At 46.2% G+C, this 15,877-nt stretch carries 17 protein-coding genes; 4 read left to right on the forward strand and 13 right to left on the reverse strand.

The window, feature by feature from the left end; translation table 11 throughout:
• Positions 1-16 precede the first annotated feature (16 nt).
• The 13 genes from atpD to mioC form a co-directional block, all read right to left on the reverse strand.
• The gene (gene atpD, locus P3C17_RS10100) at positions 17-1,402 is read right to left on the reverse strand and encodes a F0F1 ATP synthase subunit beta (RefSeq protein WP_008897146.1); all 1,386 of its coding nucleotides are present in this window, start codon (positions 1,400-1,402) and stop codon (positions 17-19) included.
• A gap of 31 nt (positions 1,403-1,433) precedes the next feature.
• Positions 1,434-2,294 (reverse strand): F0F1 ATP synthase subunit gamma, encoded by an 861-nt coding sequence (gene atpG / locus P3C17_RS10105; RefSeq protein WP_300929326.1) that lies wholly within the window; start codon positions 2,292-2,294, stop codon positions 1,434-1,436.
• Between the two features lie 55 nt (positions 2,295-2,349).
• On the reverse strand, positions 2,350-3,891 hold the full coding sequence (atpA, locus tag P3C17_RS10110; RefSeq protein WP_300929327.1) for a F0F1 ATP synthase subunit alpha: 1,542 nt from the start codon (positions 3,889-3,891) through the stop codon (positions 2,350-2,352).
• 14 nt (positions 3,892-3,905) lie between these two features.
• The gene (atpH, locus tag P3C17_RS10115; protein ID WP_300929328.1) at positions 3,906-4,439 is read right to left on the reverse strand and encodes a F0F1 ATP synthase subunit delta; all 534 of its coding nucleotides are present in this window, start codon (positions 4,437-4,439) and stop codon (positions 3,906-3,908) included.
• Between the two features lie 12 nt (positions 4,440-4,451).
• On the reverse strand, positions 4,452-4,922 hold the full coding sequence (atpF, locus tag P3C17_RS10120; RefSeq protein ID WP_300929329.1) for a F0F1 ATP synthase subunit B: 471 nt from the start codon (positions 4,920-4,922) through the stop codon (positions 4,452-4,454).
• Positions 4,923-4,973: 51 nt separating this feature from the next.
• Positions 4,974-5,207 carry a F0F1 ATP synthase subunit C gene (gene atpE / locus P3C17_RS10125; protein ID WP_300929330.1) on the reverse strand — a complete coding sequence of 78 codons (234 nt, stop codon included), beginning with the start codon at positions 5,205-5,207 and terminating at the stop codon, positions 4,974-4,976.
• 44 nt (positions 5,208-5,251) lie between these two features.
• The gene (gene atpB / locus P3C17_RS10130) at positions 5,252-6,112 is read right to left on the reverse strand and encodes a F0F1 ATP synthase subunit A (RefSeq protein WP_300929331.1); all 861 of its coding nucleotides are present in this window, start codon (positions 6,110-6,112) and stop codon (positions 5,252-5,254) included.
• A 15-nt stretch (positions 6,113-6,127) separates the two neighbouring features.
• A complete protein-coding gene (locus P3C17_RS10135) occupies positions 6,128-6,523 on the reverse strand; it encodes an ATP synthase subunit I (protein ID WP_300929332.1) in 396 nt (131 codons plus the stop codon).
• A gap of 108 nt (positions 6,524-6,631) precedes the next feature.
• A complete protein-coding gene (locus tag P3C17_RS10140; protein WP_300929333.1) occupies positions 6,632-7,525 on the reverse strand; it encodes a ParB/RepB/Spo0J family partition protein in 894 nt (297 codons plus the stop codon).
• Positions 7,526-7,562: 37 nt separating this feature from the next.
• On the reverse strand, positions 7,563-8,357 hold the full coding sequence (locus P3C17_RS10145) for a ParA family protein (RefSeq protein ID WP_300929334.1): 795 nt from the start codon (positions 8,355-8,357) through the stop codon (positions 7,563-7,565).
• A gap of 27 nt (positions 8,358-8,384) precedes the next feature.
• Positions 8,385-9,002 (reverse strand): 16S rRNA (guanine(527)-N(7))-methyltransferase RsmG, encoded by a 618-nt coding sequence (gene rsmG, locus P3C17_RS10150; RefSeq protein ID WP_300929335.1) that lies wholly within the window; start codon positions 9,000-9,002, stop codon positions 8,385-8,387.
• Positions 9,003-9,016: 14 nt separating this feature from the next.
• Positions 9,017-10,906: a tRNA uridine-5-carboxymethylaminomethyl(34) synthesis enzyme MnmG gene (gene mnmG / locus P3C17_RS10155; RefSeq protein WP_300929336.1), complete on the reverse strand. Its 1,890-nt coding sequence runs from the start codon at positions 10,904-10,906 to the stop codon at positions 9,017-9,019.
• Between the two features lie 533 nt (positions 10,907-11,439).
• Entirely contained in the window at positions 11,440-11,877 is a 438-nt protein-coding gene (gene mioC / locus P3C17_RS10160) for an FMN-binding protein MioC (RefSeq protein WP_300929337.1), read from the reverse strand.
• Between the two features lie 165 nt (positions 11,878-12,042).
• Here mioC and P3C17_RS10165 point away from each other — a divergent pair, with 165 nt between their 5' ends.
• The 4 genes from P3C17_RS10165 to P3C17_RS10180 all read left to right on the forward strand — a co-directional run bounded on the left by P3C17_RS10165 (position 12,043) and on the right by P3C17_RS10180 (position 15,877).
• Positions 12,043-13,878, forward strand: coding sequence for a DEAD/DEAH box helicase (locus P3C17_RS10165; RefSeq protein WP_233080359.1), 1,836 nt, complete (start codon positions 12,043-12,045; stop codon positions 13,876-13,878).
• 98 nt (positions 13,879-13,976) lie between these two features.
• Positions 13,977-14,411 carry a thioredoxin TrxC gene (trxC, locus tag P3C17_RS10170; RefSeq protein WP_300929379.1) on the forward strand — a complete coding sequence of 145 codons (435 nt, stop codon included), beginning with the start codon at positions 13,977-13,979 and terminating at the stop codon, positions 14,409-14,411.
• Between the two features lie 122 nt (positions 14,412-14,533).
• Positions 14,534-15,025, forward strand: coding sequence for a YbhB/YbcL family Raf kinase inhibitor-like protein (locus P3C17_RS10175; protein ID WP_300929338.1), 492 nt, complete (start codon positions 14,534-14,536; stop codon positions 15,023-15,025).
• Between the two features lie 57 nt (positions 15,026-15,082).
• Positions 15,083-15,877: a sulfite exporter TauE/SafE family protein gene (locus P3C17_RS10180; protein WP_300929339.1), complete on the forward strand. Its 795-nt coding sequence runs from the start codon at positions 15,083-15,085 to the stop codon at positions 15,875-15,877.

A 15,877-nucleotide genomic window follows, 5' to 3' on the forward strand; every position in this document is an offset into this window, starting at 1 on the left:
CTAAAGCTGTAGTTGATTACAGCTTCTTCGCTTTTTCGATGGCTTCGTCGATAGAACCAACCATGTAGAAGGCTTGTTCTGGCATGTGATCGAACTCACCGTCCAGAATACCTTTGAAACCACGGATAGTTTCTTTCAACGGAACGTATTTACCTGGAGAACCAGTGAATACTTCTGCAACGAAGAATGGCTGAGACAGGAAACGTTGGATTTTACGTGCACGGTAAACCACAGTTCTGTCTTCATCAGACAATTCGTCCATACCTAAGATGGCGATGATGTCTTTTAATTCTTTGTAACGTTGCAGCACTGACTGCACGCCACGGGCTGTATCGTAGTGTTCTTTACCGATCACTAACGGGTCCAGCTGACGTGAAGTAGAGTCCAGTGGATCGATGGCCGGGTAAATACCCAGTGAAGCGATGTTACGAGACAATACAACTGTCGCATCTAAGTGAGAGAACGTAGTAGCTGGTGACGGGTCAGTTAAGTCGTCCGCTGGTACGTAAACCGCTTGTACAGATGTGATAGAACCAGTTTTGGTTGAAGTGATACGCTCTTGCAGTACACCCATCTCTTCGGCCAGCGTTGGCTGGTAACCTACTGCAGATGGCATACGGCCTAACAGAGCAGATACTTCAGTACCGGCCAGTGTGTAACGGTAGATGTTGTCCACGAAGAACAGCACGTCACGGCCTTCGTCACGGAACTTCTCGGCCATAGTCAGACCTGTTAAAGCTACACGTAAACGGTTGCCTGGCGGCTCGTTCATCTGGCCATACACCAGTGATACTTTGTCCAGTACGTTTGAATCATTCATTTCGTGATAGAAGTCGTTACCTTCACGAGTACGCTCACCTACACCGGCGAATACAGAGTAACCACTGTGCTCGATTGCGATGTTACGGATCAGTTCCATCATGTTTACGGTTTTACCAACACCGGCACCACCGAACAGACCAACTTTACCGCCTTTAGCAAACGGACATACCAGGTCGATAACCTTGATGCCTGTTTCTAACAGAGCGTTTGAAGCGGCTTGATCTTCGTAGCTTGGTGCGGCACGGTGGATAGGCATACGCTCATCTTCACCGATAGGACCTGCTTCGTCGATTGGCTCGCCTAACACGTTCATGATACGACCTAAAGTCGCTTTACCTACTGGTACGTGGATGGCTTTGCCAGTGTTAGCCACTTCAGCGCCACGACGTAAACCGTCAGTTGAACCTAACGCGATAGTACGTACAGTACCGCCGCCTAACTGCTGTTGTACTTCAAGTACTAAACCAGCCAGGTCGCCGCTTGTTACGTTTAACGCGTCATAGATACCAGGTACCGATTCTTGTGGAAAGTCGATATCCACAACGGCGCCAATGATTTGGACTACCTTACCTTGACTCATGTTTAATCCTCTAATTTCTGTAACCTTAGCCTTAAACAGCAGCGGCCCCACCAACGATTTCGCTCAGTTCCTGGGTAATAGCTGCTTGACGTGCTTTGTTGTAAACCAACTTCAGGTCATCCATTAAGCTACCAGCGTTGTCTGTTGCGGCTTTCATCGCAACCATACGGGCAGCTTGTTCGCTGGCGCCGTTTTCAACTACACCCTGGTACACCTGAGACTCTACGTAGCGGTCCAGTAATTTATCTAAAATCACCTTTGGATCCGGTTCGTAAATGTAATCCCAGCTATGGCTTTTCGCTGCTACGTCTGCTTTTGGCAAAGGTAAGAGTTGTTCGATCACTGGCTCTTGTTTCATGGTATTTACAAACTTGTTGTAGACCAGGAACAAGCGGTCGATACGGCCTTCCTCGTATGCATTCAGCATTACGCGGACCGAACCAATCACATCAGCCAAACGTGGGGTGTCACCAGCACCAGATTGTTGCGCCAGCACTTTACCGCCAAAACGTTTAAAAAACGCTGTAGCTTTGTTGCCGATCACCGCAATTTGAGCCTGGGCTCCCTGCTCTTTCCAGCTTTTCATGTCCAGAGCAATACGTTTGAACTCATTGGTATTTAAGCCGCCGCAAAGGCCACGGTCTGTCGATATCACAATGTAGCCGACATTTTTTACCGGACGTTCCGTTAAATACGGATGACGGTATTCAATGCTGCCGTTTGCGATATTGCCGATCACTTTGCGCATACCTTCAGCGTATGGACGGCTATGTGCAACCCGCTCTTGCGCTCTGCGCATTTTGCTGACTGCTACCTTTTCCATTGCGCTGGTGATCTTACGAGTATTATTAATACTCCCGATCTTACTTTTTATCTCTTTTGCGCCGGCCATGACTTAATCTCCGAAAGTTTCAACGACCGGGTGCGGTTGCCCGCACCCGATATGTTTACCAAGTCTGAGTTGCTTTAAACTTCTCAATAGCGCCTTTTAATGTCGCTTCGATTTGGTCGTTGTAGTTACCGGTTTTGTTCAGATCAGCCATAAACGCTGCGTGCTCTGAGTGCATGTAAGCAATTAAAGCGGCTTCAAAATCAAGGATTTTGGCAACTTCGATGTCTTTCATGTAGCCTTTTTCGATAGCGAAAATAGACACACCCATGTCAGCCACGCCCATTGGCGCGTATTGTAACTGTTTCATCAGTTCAGTAACTTTCTGGCCGTGGTCTAACTGCGCACGAGTCGCGTCATCCAGGTCAGAAGCGAACTGAGCGAATGCCGCCAGTTCAGAGTACTGAGCTAAGGCTAAACGGATACCGCCACCCAGCTTTTTGATGATTTTTGTTTGAGCAGCACCACCAACACGGGATACCGAGATACCAGCGTTCACAGCTGGACGGATACCGGCGTTGAATAAACCAGATTCTAAGAAGATCTGACCGTCAGTGATCGAAATTACGTTGGTTGGAACGAACGCAGAAACGTCGCCAGCCTGAGTTTCGATAATTGGCAGTGCAGTTAATGAACCCGTTTTGCCTTTCACTTCACCGTTAGTTAAGCGCTCAACATAATGCTCGTTGACACGAGATGCACGCTCTAACAGACGGCTGTGGAGATAGAATACGTCACCTGGGTAAGCTTCGCGGCCTGGTGGACGACGTAACAACAGAGAGATTTGACGGTAAGCAACAGCTTGTTTAGACAAGTCATCGTATACGATCAGTGCATCTTCACCGCGGTCACGGAAGTATTCACCCATAGTACAACCAGAGTATGGCGCCAGGAACTGCAGTGCAGCGGCTTCAGAAGCTGAAGCAACCACAACGATAGTGTGGGCCAGAGCGTTATGCTCTTCCAGTTTACGTACTACGTTAGCGATAGTAGAAGCTTTCTGGCCTATAGCGACATAGATACATTTCACGCCAGAAGATTTCTGGTTGATGATGGCATCAATAGCTAAAGCCGTTTTACCTGTCTGACGGTCACCGATTAACAATTCACGCTGACCACGACCGATTGGGATCATGGAGTCAACTGACTTGTAACCAGTTTGCAGAGGTTGGTCTACTGAACGACGATCGATAACGCCAGGAGCGATTTTTTCTACTGGTGCAAAACCAGCAGCATCGATTGGGCCTTTACCGTCGATTGGCTCACCTAAAGTGTTAACCACACGGCCTAATAAGCCTGGGCCAACTGGTACTTCAAGGATACGGCCAGTAGATTTAACTTTTGTACCTTCACGCAGGTCCGCATATGGACCCATAACTACAGCACCTACTGAGTCGCGCTCAAGGTTTAATGCGATAGCGTAACGGTTGCCTGGAAGCTCAATCATCTCACCCTGCATACAATCAGCAAGGCCATTGATACGAATAATACCGTCTGTAACAGCGACGATAGTACCTTCGTTGCGAGCTTCACTGACAACCTCAAACTGCTCAATACGTTTTTTGATCAGTTCAGAAATTTCAGTGGAATTCAGTTGCATGCTCTAATCCCCAATTATGACTGCAGTGCAGTAGCTAAACGATGTAATTTGCCACGAACCGAGCCATCAATAACCATATCACCGGATTTGATAACCATACCGCCAACGACGGCCGGATCTACACTGCAGTTCAATTTTACTTTACGTGCTAAACGTTGCGATAAAGCTTCAACCAGTTTGGCTTGCTGAGCTGCGTCTAATCCGGTCGCGGAAACCACATCTACAGTGGCTTCTTTTTCATATTCAGCTTTTAACTGAATAAAGGCGTCGAAGACTTCAGGCAAAGCTAACAAACGGTGGTTTTCAGCCATGATCCGGATCAGGTTTTGGCCCGAACTATTCAGCTGTTCTGCGCATACTTTGATAAAAAAGTCAGCTTGCTTTTCTGAAGAACCTAAAGCGTGTAACCGTGAAGCTACTTCAGTGGTTTTTGCAACTTCAGCTGCGAAAAACAACATGGTAGCCCACGAATCCAATGCTTTTTGTTCTACAGCAACGTCAAAGGCTGCTTTAGCATAAGGACGAGCAACGATAGTCAGTTTAGACATGGCTCACCCTCATTAAAGTTCTGCGACCAGTTTTTCCAGGATGTCGCTGTGTGCAGCTGCATCAATAGAACGCTGAAGAATTTTTTCGGCGCCAGCTACAGCTAATACTGCAACCTGCTTGCGTAATTCTTCTCTGGCTTTAATACGTTCAGCGTCGATTTCGGCTTTAGCCTGAGCAAGAATTTTCTCGCGCTCTGACTGAGCTTTCACAGAAGCTTCATCAATAATTTGTTGTTCACGCTTTTTAGCTTGATCAATTAGTGCAGAAGCCTGTGTTTTGGCTTCAGCTAATTGCTGCTTAACCTTGTCCTGAACCAGACGTAAGTCTTGCTCAGCGCGGTCAGAGGCTGCTAAACCGTCAGCAATTTTTTGCTGACGAGCTTCTATAGCACCAATCAATGGTGGCCATACAAACTTCATGCAGAACAGCACGAACACTGCGAAGGCTATTAATTCTCCGAGTAGAGTGGCATTAAGATCCATGACCCCTCCTCCTATTAAAGTTGTTGTTCATTAAAAAACGTGTGTTTTGAATTACAGAACGAACAACAACACCATCGCGATACCAACACCGATCATTGCTACCGCATCGATCAGACCTGCAAGGATAAACATTTTAACTTGCAGTGAAGGAGCCAGCTCTGGTTGACGGGCACAAGCTTCTAAGAACTTACCACCCATGTTACCGAAACCAATTGCAGTGCCGATAGCACCAAAACCGATCAGCAGAGCAACAGCGATATATTTTAAACCTAATAATAGTTCCATTTTTTTCTCCAAAGTTTCAATTGTTAAAGGTAAAGCGAAATCTTCTAGTGATTGTCAGCACTGGCCATGCTCAGATAAACAATGGTCAGCATCATAAATACAAAAGCTTGTAACACGATAACCAGGATGTGGAATACAGCCCAGATAAAGTGCAGTGGTAACTGCATCAAACCAACAGCACCGATCAGGATAAAGATCAGCTCGCCAGCATACAGGTTACCGAACAGACGCAGTGCCAGCGAGAATGGCTTAGCTACTAATGCAATCAGTTCTAATAACAGGTTGAACGGTACCAATAAGGCTTGCACGAACACATTTGAAGCCTGGAAAGGGTGCAGAGTTAATTCTTTAATAAAACCTGTCACACCTTTAATTCTGATCGAGTAACCAATCATCAGTAAAAATACGCCAATAGCCAGAGCTGCGGTCAGATTGATATCTGTGGTTGGTACTATCTTCATGTACACGTCGTGAGAGTCGACACCAAAACCAGCTTCACCGACATAACCGGCAAATGCAGGAAGGAAATCAACAGGGATTAAGTCCATCAGGTTCATTAAGAACACCCAAACGAAAATCGTCAGGGCTAGCGGAGCAATAAGTTTGCTTTTGCCGTGGTAAGTGTCTTTCACGTTGTTGGCTACAAATTCAACAACCATTTCGATAAAACACTGGAATTTACCTGGTACGCCTACAGTGGCTTTGTTCGCTGCTCTTTTGAATAAAAACAAAAAAAGCAAACCTAAACCAATAGACCATGCCAAGGTATCAATGTGCCATGTCCAGAAGCCAGCCTCACTACATGCTTTGTTAAACGCGACACTGCCATCGACAGTACACATTTTTGCATTAGTAAGGTGGTGCTGAATATGACCGGTGAGAGTAATCTCTTCGCCTGCTGCCATTTTTAGTCCCAATAGTTAATGTTTAAAAAAGAAACCTGTACAAAAGTGCAGCATCACTACGATCACGTAGGTCAACAAAAAAGGGGCGGCTTCAATGGCCGAACCGCTTAAAACAGCTGCAAATAATAAAATACTGATCATCGTTTTCAGGGATACGGCCTTTTGCATCATCTGCCTGGCCAATTCTTGATTTTGTGATGCATCCACTTTAAACGATAAAAAAACAAATACTACATTAGCAATAACAGCAATAAGTCCGCCTTTTAAGGCTGACTTCGCTTCGAGCTCGCCAAAATAAAAGAAACAAGCGGCGATCAAAAACGTCAGAGCCAGCTGAAAAACAACAAATTTATAGGCTTGCTTCTTATTCTGTTCGTGTGAAGCCATTGTAATTTGTTCAGTCTGAACCATCTGTAAACCACGGTTAAAATGCCGTCGCAAGTATACTTATCTGCCTTTTTTTTGCAAGAAAAAGCGGGCTTAGCCTAACTTTTGTCTGAGATAGTGAAAAATTACAGCTTAGGATTCAGAATCCTCTGACTGTAATTTGCTCAGTATGCCTTCCAGCTCATCTAAGCTGCTGTATGAAATCACCAGATTGCCTTTGCCTTTTTTGTTGTAATTAATCTCAACAGGGGCGGCAAAACGTTCACTTAAGCGTTGCTCCAGAGAACTGACATCCGGATCTTTTACTTTAGGAGTAACTTCAGGGGCAGGTTCAAGCAGTCGGCGCACCAGATTTTCAGTATCACGCACTGTCATCTGCTTTGCAGCAACCAAACGGCCTGCATCAGATTGCGCCAGGCCATCCAGTGCTAATAAAGCACGGGCATGACCCATTTCGATATCACCATGTTCCAGTAATAACTTCACATCGTCATTCAACTGATTCAGGCGTAATAAATTAGTCACACTAGCGCGTGATTTGCCAACAGCATCGGCCACTTGCTGATGTGTCAGTTCAAATTCTGACAATAAACGCTGCAACGCTATGGCTTCTTCCATTGCATTCAGATCTTCGCGCTGAATGTTTTCAATCAGGGCAATAGCAACAGCGGCTTCGTCTGGTACGTCTTTGATAATACAAGGAATAACATCTAATTGAGCCAACTGGCTTGCACGCCAGCGCCGTTCACCAGCGATGATTTCATAGGATTCTTCACCCACCTGACGAACCACTATCGGCTGAATAATACCTTGAGAGCGAATAGAACTGGCTAAGTCTTCCAGCGCATCCTGCGACATATCTTTACGCGGCTGGTATTTACCCGGCTTAAGCCATTCAATCGGCAGTTTTTGCAATTCGCTTTGCTGCGCTGAAGAAAAGTTGGCGTCATTCTGTTGATCAGACACAGGTTTAGTAGTGAGTAAAGCGTCTAAGCCCCGGCCTAAGCCACGTTTTTTTACCGACATCTTCAGTTGTATTCCTTGTCTATTAGGCGCTTTTCAATTAGGCGGAAATGGAGGTTTTTACCGTTTTTTTATCGGCGCGGCGTAAAATTTCGCCAGCCAAGGCCAGATAGGCTTTAGCCCCTGTTGAACCTTTGTCGTAATACATCACCGGAGTACCAAAACTTGGTGCTTCCGCCAGTCGCACGTTACGTGGGATCACGGCGCGGTAGACTTTATCGCCAAAATGTTGCTTCAGCTGTTCAGACACATCATTGGCCAGACGGTTCCGCGGGTCGTACATGGTACGCAAAATACCTTCGATTTTCAGATCGGCATTGACCACAGACGTCAGCTGATTGATGGTGTCCATCAGGGCGGTTAGGCCTTCCAGCGCATAGTATTCACATTGCATAGGCACCAGCACAGAATCGGCGGCGGCCATGGCATTCACCGTCAGCATGTTCAGTGCTGGCGGGCAATCAATAAAAATAAAATCGTACTGTTGGCGGGCATCTTTTAGCGCATTACGTAAACGCAATTCGCGGGCAAACACATTCAGTAAACGCACTTCGGCCGCTGTCACATCAGAATTTGCTGCAATCAGATGGTAACCGCCAGCCGTTTCTTTCACCACTACTTCGGCAAAAGGTTTTTCTTCCACCAACAACTCATAAGCACTGGCATGCACGGCGTACTTGTCGACGCCGCTGCCCATAGTGGCGTTGCCTTGTGGGTCTAAATCAATCAGCAGCACCTTGCGTTTGGTTGCGGCCATAGAGGCAGCCAGATTGACCGCTGTGGTTGTTTTGCCCACACCACCTTTCTGGTTTGCAATAGCTATGACTTTTCCCACAAGGACCCCAATAAATTTTTGATTAAGTTAGATTTTCTCCAACACTACCAGATAACGTTCGGCGTTCAGTGTTGGCACCTGTAACGGATGACTGCCGACAACTTTAACAAAATTCGGCAAAGCTGCAATTTCTTCTTGAGCTAAAGCGCCTTTCATGGCTAAAAACTGGCCATCGGCCGCTGGCAAATGCTGACACCAGTTCACCATATCAGTCATTGAAGCAAAAGCCCGGCTCAGCACCGCATCATACCCTGTTTCAGGTTGATGATCTTCCACCCGACTCTGAATAGCTTCAAAGTTCTGTAGTTTCAGCTGCAATTTGACGTGATTTAAAAAACGAATACGTTTGCCAAGGCTATCCAGCAGGTAAAATTGCTTGTCAGGCAAAGCGATCGCCAGTGGGATACCAGGTAAACCAGGGCCTGTGCCAACGTCGATAATACGTTGTCCAGTGACAAAAGGCGCCACAGCCAGGCTGTCCATAATGTGTTTCACCAGCATTTCTTCCGGATCACGCACTGAGGTCAGGTTATAAGCACTGTTCCATTTATCCAGCAGCTGGACATAAGCCACAAGCTGTTGCAGTTGGTGTTCAGATAAAACCAAGCTGGTCTGTGCGACCAGCTTTTTTAATTTTTCCAGCATGATGATCCCAATGCTTAAGCAGATTTGCGCAGTAAACCCTGTTTTTTCAGGTAGACCAGCAATAACGAAATAGCGGCAGGCGTAATACCGGAAATACGCGAAGCCTGACCCATGGTTTCAGGTTGCACCTGATTCAGTTTCAGTATCACTTCGTTGGATAAACCTTTCACCGCTTTGTAATCAAAGCCTGCAGGCAAACGAGTGTTTTCGTTACGCTCTTGTCTGGAGATCTCATCCTGCTGACGATTGATATAACCTTCGTACTTGATTTGAATTTCAACTTGTTCGGCAGCTGCAGGATCAGCTAATCCTGGGCCTACCAGATCAATTTTCATCAGATCCTGATAATTCACTTCAGGACGACGGATCAATTCTTCTAAGCTGGCTTCTTTGCTCAACGGTGTTTTCACCAACAGGTTCACTTCAGCTAAAGCCGCATGTTGTGGGTGGATCCACTGCTGTTTTAAACGCTGACGTTCCAATTCAATTTGTTCAATTTTCAGGTTAAACGCAGCCCAACGATCGTCGTCGACCAAACCTAACTCACGGCCTTTGGCAGTCAAACGAATATCGGCATTGTCTTCGCGTAACATCAGACGGTATTCAGCACGGCTGGTGAACATGCGGTACGGCTCTTTCGTACCCATAGTGGTCAAGTCGTCAATCAGAACTCCGACATAGGCCTGATCACGGCTTGGAGTCCAGGATTCTTTGTCCTGAGCAGACAGCGCAGCGTTCATACCGGCCATCAAGCCCTGAGCACCTGCTTCTTCGTAGCCTGTGGTGCCGTTGATTTGGCCTGCAAAAAACAAGCCTTTGATAAACTTGGTTTCCAATGAAGTTTTTAAATCCCGTGGATCAAAAAAGTCATATTCAATGGCATAACCAGGTCGGGTAATATGGGCATTTTCCAGACCTTTGATGGAACGAACCAGGTTTAACTGCACGTCAAAAGGCAAGCTGGTAGATATCCCGTTTGGATACAACTCGTGTGTGGTTAAACCTTCAGGTTCAATAAAGATCTGGTGTTTATCTTTGTCAGCAAAACGGGTGATCTTGTCTTCAATCGAAGGGCAATAGCGTGGGCCTATGCCTTCAATCACACCAGTGTACATAGGCGATCGGTCTAAACCATTACGAATAATATCGTGGGTTTGTTCGTTGGTGTAAGTGATATGACAAGGGATCTGCGTCGGTTGATCCTTGTGGGATCCCATAAACGAAAATACCGGAGTAGGGTTATCACCAGGCTGAGCCTGCATCACTGAGAAATCAACGGTTCTGGCATCGATACGAGGTGGAGTACCGGTTTTTAAACGGCCGACACGGAAAGGCAATTCACGTAAACGTCGTGCCAGAGCTATGGATGGCGGATCGCCAGCACGGCCACCGCTGTAATTCTGTAAACCAATATGGATCTGGCCACCGAGGAAAGTACCTACTGTCAGCACCACTGATTTAGCTTTAAATTTCAAACCCATTTGGGTCACTACACCACAGACCTGATCGTTTTCTACGATCAAATCATCACAGGCTTGCTGAAAGATCTTCAGGTTTGGCTGGTTTTCAAGTACTAAACGCACAGCTGCGCGATAGAGCTGACGGTCAGCCTGAGCGCGGGTTGCACGTACAGCAGGGCCTTTAGAACTGTTTAAAGTTCTGAATTGGATCCCAGCACGATCCGTGGCTTTCGCCATAACGCCACCAAGGGCATCAATTTCTTTTACCAGATGGCCTTTACCAATGCCACCAATGGCTGGATTACAGGACATCTGACCTAAAGTCTCAACGTTGTGAGTCAGCAATAAAGTTTGCATTCCCATGCGGGCCGCAGCAAGCGCAGCCTCTGTGCCGGCGTGACCACCACCAACAACGATGACATCAAATGTTTCCTGATAAAGCATATAGGCCTCGAACTCAAAACCAGTTCTGTAAAAAGGGCGCGTATTGTAACTGGATCTGAGGCTTTGGGAAACGATTAAAACTCGATCACGATCCTCAAAGGATCACTAATAATATATAAGGATCTTTAAAGAGATCTTTTTATTATGTTTACTACTATACAGAGCCTTTTCTGTGGGTAACCCTTGATCTGTTTTGAAGATCAATCAGTTAAGAAGGATCGGATCCTGTGATCAACACAAGATCCTGGGTCGAACAAGCGGTGTTTAACTAGCACTTTTATACACAGGGCATAAAACCTGATTTGTTACACAGAGGATAACTTCAGCTTTTACATAAGTTATAACTATACTTATACACATTAAACTTAAAAATCAGTTAAAACTGTGGATAACAATGTGTAACTGGATCATAAGTATGATCCTCTCTATATAGAAGTGGATCATGATCGGGTTATAAAGAGAAAAGGCCCTTTGTTTATGGGCCTTTGAGTAAAGAGTTGTAAAAGATCCTATTCTGTATAACTAAAGACAGTTTAAGGCAGGCTTTTGATAAATTGAGGCAGCCAGACTAAAGCTTGATCTTCAGGCAGTTCAGCCGTTAAAACATCGATATCTAATCCTGGTAACAATAATCTGCCGCCTAAAGAGCCAAAAAGGTCAGAGATTTTTTTACCAGCCAGACAAAAAGTATCGTAACTGGAATCACCTAAAGTGATCACTGCGTAGGAAACTGTGGTAAGATCTGTTCGATCTTGTGCTAATTGATCCACAAAAGGTTGGATATTATCGGGCAGATCCCCTGCGCCATACGTCGAAGTGACGACTAACCAGATACTATTTCTGGTTATCAGTGTTAAATCAGGGGTGAGATGAAGTTTTACTTCATAACCCGCTTTTTCCAAAGTTTCAGCTACTTGTTCTGCTGCATATTCCGCAGCGCCCATTTGGCTGCCCACAAGGATCTCAATCATACTGCATCCTATTGTCAGTGAAATGATTGGCTATACTACTGGAATTAAAACGTGCAAAGCGAATGCTTCTTGCACCTTTTTGGGTATTTTTACTGCAAAGCAGGCTCAGTAAATCTACGATAGCACAAACCGTTCGCCTGCGTGTTATTGAGGTTTATACAATATATGTCCGAGTCCATGTCTTTTTCCCAGCTAGCGCTGCCGGAACCTATTCTTCGTGCAGTTTTAGAACTTGGTTATGAACATCCGTCTCCAATTCAGGAAGCGGCTATTCCTAAGTTACTAGCTGGTGAAGACTTGCTAGGCCAAGCCCAAACAGGCACAGGTAAAACAGCTGCATTTGCACTGCCTTTATTAGCCCGTTTAGATCCGGCCCAAAATGATCCACAAATTTTAGTGTTGGCTCCTACTCGCGAACTGGCTATCCAGGTTGCAGAAGCGTTCCAGGCTTATGCCCGTTATATGCCAGCTTTCCATGTACTGCCTTTATACGGCGGTCAAAACTACACCACTCAGTTAAAAGCACTGAAACGTGGTTCTCAAGTTATTGTTGGTACGCCAGGTCGTATCATGGACCACTTAGATCGTGGCACTTTAGTGCTCGATAAACTGCGTGCCATAGTATTGGACGAAGCCGACGAAATGTTGCGTATGGGTTTTATCGATGATGTGCAAACTATCATGGATGCAACTCCGCCAGGCCGTCAGGTAGCCATGTTCTCCGCTACTATGCCAAACCAGATCCGCGCTATTGCTCAGAAGCATTTGAAAAATGCTCATGAAGTGAAAATCGAATCAAAAACCTCCACAGTTGAACGTATTCAACAGCGTTACGTGATGCTGGACAATAATCAGAAGCTGGACGCGTTGACCCGTATTCTGGAAGGCGAAGAATATGATGCAAGCATCATTTTCGTTCGTACCAAAAGTGCAACTGAAGAAATTGCTGAAAAACTGGGTGCCCGTGGTTATGCAGTTGCCTGCTTAAACGGTGATATGAACCAGGCTCACCGCGAACTGACTATCCGTCGCTTAAAATCGGATCAGTTGGACGTGATTGTAGCAACAGATGTTGCTGCCCGTGGTTTGGACGTAGAACGTATCAGTCTGGTTATTAACTATGACATTCCATACGATAGCGAAGCTTATGTACACCGTATAGGTCGTACTGGCCGTGCTGGTCGTGATGGTAAAGCTATCCTCTTTGTATCACCACGTGAGCGTCGTTTATTACGTACTATCGAACATGCAACCCGTCAGCCGATTGAAAAAATGTCGCTGCCAACAGGTCAGGTGATTGAACAGCGTCGTATCGAGTCTTTCCGTGCTCAGTTAGCTCAGACCATTGAAGCGAAAAACTTAAGCTTCTTCCAGGATCTGGTGAACGACTGGCGTGAAAAGTTAGAAACTACTGATACTGATATGGCCGCTGCCTTATTGTATCTGGCGCAGAAAGATTCTCCGTTAAACGTAGCGAACCAGTTCCCGGAAATCCGCGAGCCACATAGCCGTGACCGTGATGATCGTGCTCCATCTTCAGGCCGTGACAAATTTTCCCGCGGTGACAGACCAGAGCGTTCAGGTGACCGTCCTGAGCGTGGCGGTGATCGTCCACCACGTCAACGTCGTGAGTTAAAAGGTGATTACACCAATTATCGCATTGAAGTGGGTAAAGAACATGGCGTACGCGCTGGTGACATCGTTGGCGCTATAGCCAACGAAGCCAACATCGACAGCCAGTTCATCGGTAACATCAAACTGTTTGATCATTTCAGTACTGTAGAATTACCAGCCAATATCCCGGCTGAAACTATGCAGCACCTGAAAAAAGTCTATGTGCGTAAGCAAAAACTGAACATCAGCGTGGATACCGGCTCAACAGCTGGTGGTTCAACTTCTGGTTCAGCGCCAAGCTCAGCACCACGTCGTGAACGTACGGAAACAGGTTCAGGCCCGCGTCCAGGTGCAGCTCCACGTGCACCACGTAAGCCAAGAGATTAATCTCTGACTTGTAAAAAGACCGGCGAAAGCCGGTTTTTTTACAATTATAAACCTATAAAAACTTCTCCAGCGCCCATATTTAGCTTCAATAGCCAACTCTGGAGCCAGTTATGATTATTGCCTGTCCTCATTGTTCAACCTTAAACCGGGTTCAGCCGGAAAAGTTTGCCGATCAGCCTAAATGTGGTCAGTGCAAAGACGCGCTTTTTGCCGGAAAGCCCATAGAGCTAACCCAGCAGAATTTTGTCAATCAGATCCAAAAGTCAGAATTACCTGTGGTGGTGGATTTTTGGGCCAGCTGGTGTGGGCCTTGTCTGAATTTTGCGCCGGTATTTAATCAGGCTGCAGCAGAATTAGAGCCGCAATTTCGGTTTGCCAAAGTAAATACAGAGCAGCAGCAACAGCTGGCAGCACAGTTTCAAATTCGCTCCATTCCAACCTTGATGCTGTTTAAAGCAGGCAAGCTGGTTGCGCAACAATCAGGCGCTATGCCAAAACAAATGTTTTATCAGTGGTTACAGCAACATAGCTAAACATAGTATGGCTGCAGAGTTATAACCTGAGTTGGTCGCAAAAGTCTGGATTTGCCTGGCTGCAAAGTTCAGACTGATGCTCTATTTCCCGCTTTGTATTGAGCCAAATCTAAGGAAACACCATGACATCTAGTGTATTTCAGCTGACCAGCCCGGACATCAGCGAAGGCCATTTTATGGCAAAGACCTTTGAATTTAATGGTTTTGGTTGTGACGGCCCGAATTTATCGCCAGCGTTAAACTGGCAGAATGCGCCAGCTGGCACACAGAGTTTTGCTATTACGGTTTTTGATCCGGATGCACCTACAGGTTCAGGTTTCTGGCACTGGCTGGTTCTGGATATTCCGGCCAGTGTGACTTCGTTGACTCAGGGCGCTGGCAATGGTCAGTTACCAACAGGCTGCCGCTGTTTTAACAATGATTATGGCATTAAAGAATTTGGTGGTGCTTGCCCACCTGAAGGCCATGGCATGCATCGTTATCAGTTTACCGTTTGGGCTTTACCTGAAACCACTTTAGCTGTGCCTGATGGTGCCAGCGCTGCTGTGGTAGGTTTTATGTTGAATGCAACTGCTATTGGTAAAGCCACTTTAACCGCTACTTATGCGCGCTAAATAACGATTGTATCTAAGGCCTGCAGAAGCTGGCCTTTTTAGTTGAAGCGGGAAGTTATGGATCTTTGGGTACTGATGTTATTTATTCTGGCGGGTGTAGCTGGTGGCTTATTGCTTGGCTTAATAGGCGTCGGCATGGCTTTGGTAACAGTGCCTTTTTTAACTTTTATGTTGCCATCTTTAGGTTTTAGCGCAGAAGTTTCCCCTGTCATAGCTCTTGGCAGTTCGATGCTGATTGCCGCTATAGGTTCTGTTTCTTCACTGCGGGTGCATCAGCAAAAGGGCACTATTAACTGGGAGTTGATCCGGTTGATGTTACCAGCCAGTCTGTTTGGCGTTGTTGCAGGTTCCTTGCTGGTCACCCGCTTGCCGGCCTTGTGGCTGCAGTGCATTTTTGCTGCTTTTTTGTTGTATGTGGCTTTTTCAATGCTTAAACCTGCTTCTCCAAAAGCGACACAACCGCAACAGCCACCTTCAAATCAACTATTGCGCTGGTTTCCTGCAGTAGTTGGAGCCACAGGTAGTTTTATCGGTGCTGGTGGTGGTGTCTTGATGGTGCCATTTTTAGGCCGTTTTATGGCGATGCCCAAAGCTGTGGCCAGTTCAGTGGCTGTCGGTTTTCCTGTGACAGTATTTGGCGCTATTTCTTATATGCTGCAAACAGCTCCAGTCAATCATCCGGATCTGATAGGCGCAGTGTATTGGCCAGCTGTACTGGGAATGAGTATAGGTTCTGTGGTGGCCGCTCCGCTTGGTGTGCAGCTTGCGACCAAAGTGCCAGCTGCCTTGTTGAAAAAATTATTTGCCTGCGTATTACTCTTGATAGCGCTGAAGATGCTGCTGTCTTTTTAA

This window comes from Rheinheimera sp. 1928-s, from assembly GCF_029269265.1.
Taxonomy (GTDB): domain Bacteria; phylum Pseudomonadota; class Gammaproteobacteria; order Enterobacterales; family Alteromonadaceae; genus Pararheinheimera.

Bases quoted from the DNA above. Each gene is read 5' to 3' on its own strand.
- P3C17_RS10175 (WP_300929338.1), top strand. From the start codon at position 14,534: ATGACATCTAGTGTATTTCAGCTGACCAGCCCGGACATCAGCGAAGGC.
- atpE (WP_300929330.1), bottom strand. From the start codon at position 5,207: ATGGAACTATTATTAGGTTTAAAATATATCGCTGTTGCTCTGCTGATC.
- rsmG (WP_300929335.1), bottom strand. From the start codon at position 9,002: ATGCTGGAAAAATTAAAAAAGCTGGTCGCACAGACCAGCTTGGTTTTA.
- P3C17_RS10140 (WP_300929333.1), bottom strand. From the start codon at position 7,525: ATGTCGGTAAAAAAACGTGGCTTAGGCCGGGGCTTAGACGCTTTACTC.
- atpB (WP_300929331.1), bottom strand. From the start codon at position 6,112: ATGGCAGCAGGCGAAGAGATTACTCTCACCGGTCATATTCAGCACCAC.
- mnmG (WP_300929336.1), bottom strand. From the start codon at position 10,906: ATGCTTTATCAGGAAACATTTGATGTCATCGTTGTTGGTGGTGGTCAC.
- P3C17_RS10180 (WP_300929339.1), top strand. From the start codon at position 15,083: ATGGATCTTTGGGTACTGATGTTATTTATTCTGGCGGGTGTAGCTGGT.
- atpH (WP_300929328.1), bottom strand. From the start codon at position 4,439: ATGTCTAAACTGACTATCGTTGCTCGTCCTTATGCTAAAGCAGCCTTT.
- P3C17_RS10135 (WP_300929332.1), bottom strand. From the start codon at position 6,523: ATGGTTCAGACTGAACAAATTACAATGGCTTCACACGAACAGAATAAG.
- atpA (WP_300929327.1), bottom strand. From the start codon at position 3,891: ATGCAACTGAATTCCACTGAAATTTCTGAACTGATCAAAAAACGTATT.
- atpD (WP_008897146.1), bottom strand. From the start codon at position 1,402: ATGAGTCAAGGTAAGGTAGTCCAAATCATTGGCGCCGTTGTGGATATC.
- atpG (WP_300929326.1), bottom strand. From the start codon at position 2,294: ATGGCCGGCGCAAAAGAGATAAAAAGTAAGATCGGGAGTATTAATAAT.
- mioC (WP_300929337.1), bottom strand. From the start codon at position 11,877: ATGATTGAGATCCTTGTGGGCAGCCAAATGGGCGCTGCGGAATATGCA.
- atpF (WP_300929329.1), bottom strand. From the start codon at position 4,922: ATGGATCTTAATGCCACTCTACTCGGAGAATTAATAGCCTTCGCAGTG.
- P3C17_RS10165 (WP_233080359.1), top strand. From the start codon at position 12,043: ATGTCCGAGTCCATGTCTTTTTCCCAGCTAGCGCTGCCGGAACCTATT.